The organism is Lewinella sp. JB7, from assembly GCF_024297185.1.
Lineage (GTDB): Bacteria > Bacteroidota > Bacteroidia > Chitinophagales > Saprospiraceae > Neolewinella.
In genome coordinates this window covers 210,553-220,622 of record NZ_JANCTD010000002.1, presented here as the reverse complement: position 1 = coordinate 220,622, position 10,070 = coordinate 210,553, and the positions used below count along the sequence as shown (strand labels likewise).

At 60.8% G+C, this 10,070-nt stretch carries 9 protein-coding genes and 2 tRNA genes; 4 read left to right on the top strand and 7 right to left on the bottom strand.

Annotated features, from left to right (window positions below; all coding sequences use genetic code 11):
* Positions 1 to 7: 7 nt before the first annotated feature.
* Positions 8 to 844: a 50S ribosomal protein L11 methyltransferase gene (prmA, locus tag NMA52_RS04520; protein ID WP_254826454.1), complete on the bottom strand. Its 837-nt coding sequence runs from the start codon at positions 842 to 844 to the stop codon at positions 8 to 10.
* Between the two features lie 92 nt (positions 845 to 936).
* Here prmA and NMA52_RS04515 point away from each other — a divergent pair, with 92 nt between their 5' ends.
* Positions 937 to 1,410, top strand: coding sequence for a 23S rRNA (pseudouridine(1915)-N(3))-methyltransferase RlmH (locus NMA52_RS04515; protein ID WP_254826453.1), 474 nt, complete (start codon positions 937 to 939; stop codon positions 1,408 to 1,410).
* Positions 1,407 to 2,741 (top strand): tRNA lysidine(34) synthetase TilS, encoded by a 1,335-nt coding sequence (gene tilS, locus NMA52_RS04510; protein WP_254826452.1) that lies wholly within the window; start codon positions 1,407 to 1,409, stop codon positions 2,739 to 2,741. Before NMA52_RS04515 ends, tilS begins: the two co-directional genes overlap by 4 nt.
* 39 nt (positions 2,742 to 2,780) lie before the next feature.
* Here the strand turns inward: tilS and NMA52_RS04505 are convergent, their stop codons facing one another.
* The 3 genes from NMA52_RS04505 to NMA52_RS04495 all read right to left on the bottom strand — a co-directional run bounded on the left by NMA52_RS04505 (position 2,781) and on the right by NMA52_RS04495 (position 6,556).
* Positions 2,781 to 3,677 (bottom strand): OmpA family protein, encoded by an 897-nt coding sequence (locus NMA52_RS04505; protein ID WP_254826451.1) that lies wholly within the window; start codon positions 3,675 to 3,677, stop codon positions 2,781 to 2,783.
* Positions 3,678 to 3,825: 148 nt separating this feature from the next.
* Positions 3,826 to 5,403, bottom strand: a complete 1,578-nt coding sequence (locus NMA52_RS04500) for a S8 family serine peptidase (protein WP_254826450.1) — start codon at positions 5,401 to 5,403, stop codon at positions 3,826 to 3,828.
* A gap of 1 nt (position 5,404) precedes the next feature.
* The gene (locus NMA52_RS04495) at positions 5,405 to 6,556 is read right to left on the bottom strand and encodes a cytochrome c biogenesis protein (RefSeq protein WP_254826449.1); all 1,152 of its coding nucleotides are present in this window, start codon (positions 6,554 to 6,556) and stop codon (positions 5,405 to 5,407) included.
* A gap of 150 nt (positions 6,557 to 6,706) precedes the next feature.
* Between NMA52_RS04495 and NMA52_RS04490 the strand changes: the two genes are divergently transcribed.
* Together NMA52_RS04490 and NMA52_RS04485 are read left to right on the top strand one after the other, a co-directional pair.
* Positions 6,707 to 7,261 (top strand): YqgE/AlgH family protein, encoded by a 555-nt coding sequence (locus NMA52_RS04490; protein ID WP_254826448.1) that lies wholly within the window; start codon positions 6,707 to 6,709, stop codon positions 7,259 to 7,261.
* Between the two features lie 67 nt (positions 7,262 to 7,328).
* Positions 7,329 to 8,381 (top strand): hypothetical protein, encoded by a 1,053-nt coding sequence (locus tag NMA52_RS04485; RefSeq protein WP_254826447.1) that lies wholly within the window; start codon positions 7,329 to 7,331, stop codon positions 8,379 to 8,381.
* 54 nt (positions 8,382 to 8,435) lie between these two features.
* On the opposite strand, the gene NMA52_RS04480 is transcribed toward NMA52_RS04485, so the two are convergent.
* The 3 genes from NMA52_RS04480 to rimO all read right to left on the bottom strand — a co-directional run bounded on the left by NMA52_RS04480 (position 8,436) and on the right by rimO (position 10,038).
* Positions 8,436 to 8,519 (bottom strand) — tRNA-Leu (locus NMA52_RS04480).
* Positions 8,520 to 8,601: 82 nt separating this feature from the next.
* Positions 8,602 to 8,683 (bottom strand) — tRNA-Leu (locus NMA52_RS04475).
* 41 nt (positions 8,684 to 8,724) lie between these two features.
* Positions 8,725 to 10,038 (bottom strand): 30S ribosomal protein S12 methylthiotransferase RimO, encoded by a 1,314-nt coding sequence (gene rimO, locus NMA52_RS04470; RefSeq protein ID WP_254826446.1) that lies wholly within the window; start codon positions 10,036 to 10,038, stop codon positions 8,725 to 8,727.
* Positions 10,039 to 10,070 lie beyond the last annotated feature (32 nt).

Sequence of the window (10,070 nt, the reverse complement as noted above, 5' to 3'; positions counted from 1 at the left end):
GTGTTGTTCAGTCGCGGGTAAAGTCAAAGGCCCGCCAATCTTCCCGCGCGTAGGTGGCCCGGTGCCGGAAACCCAGTTGTTCGAGGTGGCTGATCAACAGTTGTTCGTCCGCCGCCAGCACCCCGCTCATGTACACCGTTCCGCCCGCGCTGAGGCGCTGGTACAACGCCTCGCCCGTTTCCAATAGTACGTTGCGATTGATGTTTGCCAGTACCAGGTCGTACGGCTTGCCAACGGGTACGTCCGACAGCACGCCGTGTACGACCTCCTCCAGTTCCACGCCGTTGGTGGCGGCATTTTCGAGGGTGCTTTCGTAGGCGGGCAGTTCGATGTCCACGGCCGCTACCCTACCCGCTCCGAGTTGCTTTGCCAGGATGGCCAGAACGCCGGTTCCGCATCCATAGTCCAGCACGTGAGTGGGTGTCGGGTGATGACCCGCGAAGTGTTCCAGTAGACGCTCGCACATCATGTGGGTGGTGGCGTGGTGGCCCGTTCCGAAGGCCATCTTCGGATCGATAACGATTTCGCGCCGCATACTTGGTTCCGGCGGGTGAAAGCTAGCCCGGATCAGTAAGCGATCATCAATACGGATGGGAGAAAAGCCACTCTCCCACTCTTCGTTCCAGTTTCGGTCCGGCAGCTCTTCCGACGTATAAGTGAAGGAGTAACGTGCCTTTAGTTCTTCTAATACTTCAATCGAGCTTTGGTCATCCTCCGACAACGCGTAGGCATCGAGGCCGGTGTCCGTCTCTTCGAAAGAATCGAAGCCGGCATCGGCCAGCAGGGCCAGGAGAAGGTCGGAATCTTCGGCCGTACAGGCCAGGTGGTAAACGGTGTACGTCATGGTAGGTCGGGCGGCGGCGCGCGGGTGCAAGGTAATACCCGCGAAGCAGTGTCTTTTGGTTCCCCTCCCGGCGGCTTTAGTAGCTTTACCGCATGAAGGTGGTGGTAATGTACATCGGCAAAACCAGTGAGGCGTACCTGCGTACGGGCGAGGCCGTGTACCAGAAACGCCTGACGTATTACCTGCCGATCACTTTCGAAATCGTGCCCGACGTTCGCAAGGCCGGAAAACTCGCGGCCCGTCAGCTCCTCGAGAAGGAAGCCGAAGCCGTACTCGCCCGCCTCGCCCCGGACGACCGCCTGATCCTGCTCGACGAGGGCGGTGACCAACTTACCAGCGAGGGATTCGCCGCCTACATGGAGCGTGAGCTGCAACGGCCGGCCCGGCGGCTGGTCTTTCTGGTCGGGGGCGCGTACGGGTTCGCTCCCCTACTCTACGAGCGGGCCGATGCCAAGCTGAGTCTCAGTAAAATGACCTTCAGCCACCAGATGATTCGGCTGTTCTTCACCGAACAGCTTTACCGGGCCATGACCATCCTACGCAACGAAAAGTACCACAACCCGTGAAGGGCGAAGACCTGATTGCCACTTTTCGTCGGTTCGTCCGGGAGGAGGGTCTGCTGCGGGGCACGGAGCGCTTACTGGTGGCCGTCAGTGGTGGCCTCGACAGCACTACCCTGGCCCACTTACTGCACGCCGAAGGCTATTTCATCGTTATCGCTCACTGCAACTACCACCTGCGTGGGGAAGAGTCGGACCGGGACGAGGCTGCGGTTAAAGCGTTGGCGGAAACCCTGGGGGTACCCCTGGCCGTAGGCTCCTTCCCCCTCCGAAAATCGGACGGAAACGTCCAGTTGAGGGCGCGGGAAATCAGGTATACATATTTCAAGAAAATTCTGGATGAGTATAGCTGTGATCTTCTCGTTACGGCTCACCACGCCGATGACGCGTTGGAATCTTTGTTGTTCCACCTGATCCGCGGCACCGGCCTACCGGGAATACGGGGAATACCCAGCCGCACCGATTTCCCCCTGGTGCGACCGCTCCTCTCTTCCAGCCGCAGTCAAATACTAGAGTACGCCCGGCAGCATGGGCTCACCTGGCGGGAGGACGCCAGTAACCAGTCCGACGACTACGCGCGTAACCGGATTCGCCATCACCTCGTCCCCCGCCTGCAGGAGATGGGACTGACGCCGGAGGGGGCCTCCACGACCCTCGGCCACCTGCGCTCGGCCGAGTTTTTTTATCTCCGCGGACTCGCATCCGTCGCCGAAACGTGTCTTCGCCGGCAGGGAGGGCGCATAGTATTCGACCGAAGGACCGAGCTACTGACCTTCACCGATACGCTGACCCTCCTCCATCACCATACCGCCTACATGGGCTTCGGGGACGACGCCTACCGACAAATGCTTACCGTGACGGGAAACCGGATCATCCCCGGGCGCGGCTACCGGGCGCGCGTAAGTCCGGCGGAAATCGTCTTTGAGCCTGGAACTCCTGAATCTGCGGCCGAAGAACCGGTGCAGGTGCATCGGTTGCCCTTTACCGCGGAGCTACCGGGCGGGCGGATCGAACTGGCCGTTACCGACCGTCCACGAGTACTCAGCGGAGCAGACCAGTACTGCCGGCTTCCCGAACTTCCGTTGCTCCTGCGGCCCCGCCGGGCGGGCGACCGTATGCAACCCTTCGGTATGCAGGGTAGCAAAAAGATCCAGGACATTCTAGTGGACGATAAGGTAGCCATCTGGGAGCGGGATGACTTACGTCTGTTGTGCACCCCCGCGGGAAGTATCGTAGCGATCGTCGGCCACCGGATTGCGGATGACTGGGCCGTAGGGGAGCAGGACGATCGTGTGTTACGGATCCGGCTACAAAAGGGAAACCCCGCACTGCCGTAGCAATCCGGGGTTCCGCCAATGGTAGTAGAAAGTAAGTCGTTATTCTGGCACCTTATTGGGGTCCAGAAGGTCGTAGAACTGGTTCAGGCGGGGCAGCAGGATAATCCGCGTACGCCGGTTGATGGAGCGGTTCTCCGGAGTGTCGTTGGCTACCAGCTGGTTGTACTCTCCACGACCGGAGGCAATCAGGCGGTTGGGGTCGATGTCGTACTTGTTCTGCAGCGCCTTTACGACGGCCGTGGAACGCAGTACGGACAGGTCCCAGTTGTCCTTCACGCAGGCGCTGTTGATGGGCACGTTGTCGGTGTAGCCTTCCACCATGAGGTCGAGATTCGGGCGGCTCTTGGCGATCTGGGCGATCTTCTCGAGCACCTCACCGGCGCGATCGGTGATCTGGTAGCTGCCACTCTTGTAGAGCATCTTGTCGGACAGGTTGATGTAAACGACGGTCTTGTCGACCTTGATGTCTACGTCCTGGTCCTCGATGCCCTCGCGGAGAACGCTTTTGAGGTTGACGGCCAGGGCGAGGTTGATGGAGTCAGCCTTCGACTTGGCGGCCTGCAGCAGACGGATGTACCGGTCCTTGCCTTCCAGTTGCTCGAGCGTCTTGCCGATGTTCTGGTTGGCTCCCTGGCTCAGTACGGTCAGGTCACCGACCTGCTCGATCTGGGCGTCGCGTTGCTTGCGGAGGTCCTCGATCTGCTCCTGGCGGATCTGGGCCTGGGCCTGGGCATTATCGTACTGGTTCTTGATCTGGATCTCGCGGCGTTCGCACTCGGCCAGTTGCTGGGCGTAGCGGTTCAGTTCCTGATCGCGCTGGGCGATCAACTCGTCGCGGGATGCGACTTCGGCCATGCTGGCCTCGTACTTTTTCTTGCTGACGCAGGACGAAAGTCCTACGGCAAGAACGAGAAGAAGAAGGGTAATCTTTTGCATAATATAAGGTTGAAGTGGTTACACCACCGGTTCTTTCACCGGAAGTATGCCCTAAAACAGTGGCGGTTTGGTCATGTTCGTGACGACACTAGTGACTACAAATATTGCCATTTTATTTTCCCTTCGGAAAAATATCTTTCCTCACCCTCTAGCGGACCAGTACGGGAATGCTCGCCCGCTGGGAATCACTACGGAGCCGCAGCAGGTACCACCCTCCGGGGAGCCCCGCCAGGTCGGCCTCCACCGTAACCGGAAAGATGGACGTAAGTACGGTAGGGCCGCGACGCACCCTGCGTCCGAGGGCATCGTAAACTTCCACTTCCGGCACTTCCGCCAGGGTCGCCGCGTTCGTGATGATGCGTACCGAGCCGCTTGTTGGACTGGGATAAACGGACACCGCCTCCAAATTACCTGACTTTTCCACCGTACAGTACCGAAGCAGTTCCCGCTGGGCCGCCGCGACATTTAAGCGACCGCCGCTGCTGGTCCGGAACTGCAGCGAGGGTGATTCGTCCACCGAAGCGAGCAAACTCTTGCGCACCAGGAGCGCGGCGGCGGGCGGGTCGCCGCGGGCCAGTTGGTGGAGCAACGGACACGGACTGGCGTATAGGAGCGAGATCGCACCGGTAACGTAGGGTGCCGCCGCACTCGTGCTTCCGAAGCTCCCGTAGCGGTTGCCGGGGCGGGTCGTGTAGCTGCCCTCGCCGGGTGCGCCCAGGTCGACATGCTCGCTGCCGTAGCCGGCGGAGGGGAAGAGCCGGTCGTCCGTATCGACGTTGGTGACCCCGAGGAGGAATTCGCTCGGGCAGTCGGTAGGCATGTCCCCGGCCAGGTCGACGTCGCGGGCCAGATTCACTACGCTGGCGGCGGTAAGGATGCCCGCTTCCCCGAGCCGGTCGTACATATCGCCCCACACGGGGAAGTCGGCGCAGGTCGCCCCTTCAATGCCGAAGCTGGCGTTGGTCGCCACGACGAGGGCTCCCTGCTGGCCGGCGGAGCGCAGGTGCAAGGAGCGTTGCTCGATGATGTATCCGTACGCGGCGATGATGTCCGAGACCGTCGCTATGGTGAACAGCATGAGCTGACTTTGCCAATTTGTTCCCGCCACTCCGGTGTCGTTGTCTCCCCGGGCACCAATGATGCCCGCCACCTGGGTACCGTGCGTATCGGTGCCGAGGCTCCCCGAGCCGGCTGCGTAGTCCCAGCCGTGGAGGTCGTCGACGAGGCCATTACCGTCGTTATCTACGCCGTCGCCGGGGATTTCCGCCGCGTTTGTCCACAGGCTAGCGCGGAGATCCTCGTGGTCGACGTCGAACCCTCCGTCGAGCACCGCCGTAACGATGGGCGTTCCGTCGGGAGTAGTACCGCCAGTCGTGAGGTCCCAGGCCGCTTCGAACCCCGACCGGCGCAGGTTGGATTGACTGGCGTACAGCGGGTCGTTCGGGGTGCTCCGGAAGGTGACCTTCCAATCGTACTGAACGGAACGCACGGCCGGATTTCGGCGCAAGATTGCCCGGGTGGCTTCCGCGGTTGCGGCATCCGTGAACGTCAGCAGGGTGATGTTTTCGGCGAGCTGCCGTCCGGGCTGGGCTGGATATTTTGCCCGCCCCGCATCCCGGGGCACACTTCCCGGAACCCAGTGGCAGATCAACCGGGTTTCGATTCGTTGCGCCGGCAGCAGTACGCCAACAAGCAGACCTCCCAGTAAGAGAACGACGCGCAACACGTTAAAACGAATCCTGCCGACGCAGCAGCCGTTCGCCGACCACGCGGGCACGGTAGGCCACCCCCGCCATCCAGCCGCCGAAGAGGGTCCAGCCGATGATCGTCGGGTAAAACACCATGCGCATCGTGTTGTCGAGATCCTCCCCTCCCATGGCGGGATTTCCCTCGGCCCCCGGGTGCAGACTGGTGGCACTCATGCGGGGCAGAATGTAGATCAGGGGAATGAGGCAGGCGAAGGCGAAGATGTTGTACACCGCGCCCAGGCGGGCCCGCTGCTCCGGGTCGGGGAAGGCGGCGCGCAGCACGAAGTAGCCCGCGTAAATGAGCAGCGCAATGAGGGTCGTGAATTGTTTGATGTCCCAGTTCCAGAAACTGCCCCAGGTGTACTTTGCCCAGACCGCTCCGGTGAGTAGTCCCAGTACACCGAAGAGCATCCCGACGCCGGTAAAGACGACCGACCACTGGTCGGTGCGTTCCAGAGCGCTCAGATCGGTCAGTCCGGCGTCCGTGTCCAATCGGGCGGCATCTTGCCGGGACTTGATCATCAGGTAGCGGATGGCGTAAACCACCGCGGCGATGAACAGAAACATCATGGCGAACCAGAGGCTGACGTGGAAGTAGGTATTCCGAATCGTTTCCCCGAGGAGACCCCGGTAGGGAAAGGTCATGTTCGGGTTGGCGGTAAGGTCTCCGGCCTGCGGGGCGGACCGGCTCCAGGCGGCCCGGGTGGCGGCCGGGTCGGGGGACACCGCGTCCTGCCGGAAAATGATCGCTCCCGGCGTCACGAAGGCTCCGTTGGCCGTGCCGGACACGATCAGAGAAAGGGAAGCGGCTCCGGACTCCTCCTTGGGGAGATGCCAGGGGAGGTCGAAGGTGACCGTAGCGCGGCGATCGTCAATGACCTCCACGCGCGTAGCCTCCAGAGCCAGACCGTCACCGTAGTTGAGCCAGGCCCGCGTGCTGTTGGCATCCTCGGCGAAGCGGGTATTGTAGCCCAGCAGCTCAAAGCTTTGGGACTGGCCCGGCGTTGCGGCACTCGGGCTTACGGACAGCAGATTGGGCTTGAGGGGAACGAGCATCCCCGCAATGAGGGCGTATACCAGGATGAGCACGGAGAGGAGTTTCCACCAGTGCTGCCGCATAAGTCTTTCCATGGGGTAAAGTTAAGCAGGCCGATCAGCCCGGAAGGTAATTGCCGGGACAGCCCTCCGAAAACTTACGCTTGACTGATGTTAACCGTAAGCTTACCTTAACCAACCAACCCCCCTGCCCGATGGTTAATCGGGTAGACTCAACTTGCTGCCATGCCCGATCAAATCAAGAACGGTACCATCCTGCTCGCCGAACCCTTTATGCTCGATCCCAACTTCAAGCGCAGCACCGTGCTCGTCGTGGAACACAACCCGGAGGGCAGCCTGGGATTCATCATGAACCGTCGGGTCAATATGCGCGTCGACAAGCTCGTCAAGGAGTTTCCGGACTTCGACGCGTCCGTTTATTTCGGAGGCCCCGTTGGCACCGACACCGTCCACTACCTCCACCGCAAGGGCGACCTGCTGGAGGGCAGTGACGAGGTTATGCCCGGCATCTTCTGGGGCGGTAACTACGAAAAACTCAAGATCCTGATCGACCAACGGTTGATTACCCCCCGCGACATTCGCTTCTTCGTCGGGTACAGTGGTTGGTCAGAGGATCAGTTGCAGGAGGAACTGAACGGGGGCAGCTGGGTGACGGCGCGCATGGACCCCAACTACCTCTTTAAGAGCGATCCGGAAAACCTGTGGGCCCAGGTCATGGAAAATAAGGGCAACGCTTTCTCGGTTATCGCCGGAATGCGCGAGGAGCCCACCTACAACTAGTCCGCCGCCGCGAAAGCGCGCGCTGCCGGCCGCCCCGGCTAGTGTCGGATTCCCTACTTTTGTGGGTATGAACGGAGAGGTAGTCACGGCATTACGGTCGATACTGATGGAGGAAGGACGCGTGTGCCTGCCGGGCATCGGCACCCTCCTGGTGGTCGAGCAGCCGGCGCTGGTGAGCCTGATCGAGGGCAAGGCCAAGCCACCGTCCGCCCGGGTAGACTTCAACGCTAATCTGGTGATCGATGACGGTCGACTTGAACGGGAAGTGACCTATCGCCACGACGTGGAATCCTTCTTACAATCAACGAAGCACAGACTCGACGAGGGCAGCGCGGTGTCGCTGGAAGGCATCGGGAAACTGTACAAGCTCTCCGACGGAGAAATACGCTTCTCCCCTACCTCCGAAAACTTCAGTAAGGGCAGCTACGGTCTTCCCGCCGTCGAGTTAAAGCCCATTCTGCGCAAGGAAAAACGACCGGTGGGTAAATCACGCGGCGGAAGCCGGACCGGAACGCGGAAGTCGACCCGACGGTCCGCCGGCACCTCCAGTAGTTTGCCGGAGTTAACCCCCCGCACGCGCCGGGTACTTTGGTACACGACCGGCCTCATCGGACTGGTTTTCGCCATCTTCCTGCTGTTTCGGATCGCCGGGGTTTTCGGTAGCCTGCTGGACCGCGGAGGACCGGACGTCGAACGCGAAATTCCCCAGGATCGGCTTAACGTTGCCCCGAGCGACGTCCGGACACCGGCTCCCGCACCGCCGCCCACCGTGGACGCTAATCAGATCCGGCCCGCCGAGCCGCCCCGCCTCAACGAACGTCCCACCACCACGGCTCCCGCGGACCCGCCCGCCGCTACGCCCGCACCCGTCATGAACGAAGCGATCATCGCGATCGGACTGTTCGGACGGCAGCGGAACGTGGATAAGCAGACTCGCCGGCTGGAGGAGGCCGGCTACACGCCCTACACGGATAAGGAGGGGCGCAACACGCGGGTCGGCGTAACGATCCGCTACCGGGAAATGGAGGAATTGAATCGTGCCCTAGCCGACATCCGTCGTCGATATACGGAGGATGCCTTCGTCATGCGGGTCAACGGAGACGAGCGCCGCCCCCAATAAAAAAGGCCCCGATCCGGTGAAGGATCGAGGCCAGAAAGAACTTAGGAAGTTCTGTGCCGGAGGGGGGAGTCGAACCCCCACGCTCGTAAAAGCACACGCCTCTGAAACGTGCATGTCTACCAGTTTCATCACTCCGGCGAGTAACGGGGCCGCAAAGATATACGTCCCTCAGAATTTTCCAACCGCGGCGGTAAATCTTTTTTCACCGCCTTCATTTTCGTACCGCCAGTGGGAATCGAACCCACACTCCCGGAGGAACTGGATTTTGAATCCAGCGCGTCTACCAATTCCGCCATAGCGGCCGGTACGTCATGAACCGCGAGCAAAAGTAGCTCACCGATTTTTAGCCCGCAACCAGTTCGCCGATTAAATCGTATTCGGTGGCCGACTCGATACGCGCCGTCACCATATCCCCGGTTCTCAGGTAGGCCGAGCCGGCGAAAATGTGCACCTCATTGTCAACGTCGGGACTATCGTACTGCGTCCGGCCCACGTAATTCTCTCCGTCCTTCCGGTCGATGAGTACGGCGGTGACCTCCCCTACCCTTGCCTGATTAAGTTCGTAGCTGATCTCCTGCTGAATCTCCATCAGCCGGTTGGCGCGCCGGGCCTTCACCTCGGCGGGTACGTCGTCTTCCACCCCGTAGGCCCGGGTGTCTTCTTCGTGGGAGTACTGGAAAACGCCCAGTCGCTCAAAACGCATTTCGCGGACGAAGTCGCACATCTCCTCAAACTCGGCTTCCGTCTCTCCGGGGTAGCCGACCAGGAAGGTGGTACGGATGGCGATGCCGGGCACCACCTCCCGGGCGTAGCGAATGAGATCGGTGGTATCCCGTCGGGTAACCTGACGCCGCATCCGCTGCAGGACCGCGTCGGAGCCGTGCTGCAGGGGTATGTCGAGGTAGTTACAGACCTTGGGTTGGGCGGCCATGACGTCGAAGATGTCCCGCGGGAACTTGGCCGGGTAGGCGTAGTGCAGTCGTATCCATTCAATACCCTCTACGGCCGCGAGGGCTTCCAGCAGCGTGGGCAGCATGCGGCGTTGGTAGAGGTCGAGCCCGTAGTAAGTGAGTTCCTGAGCAATGAGCATGAGCTCCTTGACCCCGGTACGGGCGAAGTGTTCGGCCTGCCGGACGAGTTCCTCGATGGGCCGGCTCACGTGGGTGCCCCGCATGAGCGGGATGGCGCAAAAGGAACAGGTGCGATTGCAACCCTCACTGATCTTCAGGTAGGCGTAGTGCTCCGGCGTAGTGATAAAGCGCTCGCCGATCAGATCGTGCTGGTAATTGGCTTCGAGTCGGCTCAGCAGTCCCGGCAGCTCCATGGTGCCGAAATAGTCGTCCACCTCCGGAATAGCCTCCTCAAGATTATCCTTGTAACGTTGGGAAAGGCAGCCGGTGACGTACAGTCGGTCGATCTCCCCCCGGGACTTGCGGTCGGCGTAGTCCAGAATCGTATTGATGCTCTCCTCCTTGGCCAGATCGATGAAGCCGCAGGTATTGACGATAACGATATTCGCCGCCTCGTTGCTGTCGTGGTGAACGTCGTAATCGTTGGCCTTCAACTGGGTGATAATGTTTTCCGAATCGACCAGATTCTTCGAACACCCGAGGGTGACGACGTTGACCTTGTCCGGCCTCAGTGTTTTGGTTTTCATGCACTTGCGCTTAGCGGCCGCAAAGGTACGCA

Bases quoted from the DNA above. Each gene is read 5' to 3' on its own strand.
- NMA52_RS04495 (WP_254826449.1), bottom strand. From the start codon at position 6,556: ATGGAAAGACTTATGCGGCAGCACTGGTGGAAACTCCTCTCCGTGCTC.
- NMA52_RS04505 (WP_254826451.1), bottom strand. From the start codon at position 3,677: ATGCAAAAGATTACCCTTCTTCTTCTCGTTCTTGCCGTAGGACTTTCG.
- prmA (WP_254826454.1), bottom strand. From the start codon at position 844: ATGACGTACACCGTTTACCACCTGGCCTGTACGGCCGAAGATTCCGAC.
- NMA52_RS04515 (WP_254826453.1), top strand. From the start codon at position 937: ATGAAGGTGGTGGTAATGTACATCGGCAAAACCAGTGAGGCGTACCTG.
- rimO (WP_254826446.1), bottom strand. From the start codon at position 10,038: ATGAAAACCAAAACACTGAGGCCGGACAAGGTCAACGTCGTCACCCTC.
- NMA52_RS04490 (WP_254826448.1), top strand. From the start codon at position 6,707: ATGCCCGATCAAATCAAGAACGGTACCATCCTGCTCGCCGAACCCTTT.
- NMA52_RS04485 (WP_254826447.1), top strand. From the start codon at position 7,329: ATGAACGGAGAGGTAGTCACGGCATTACGGTCGATACTGATGGAGGAA.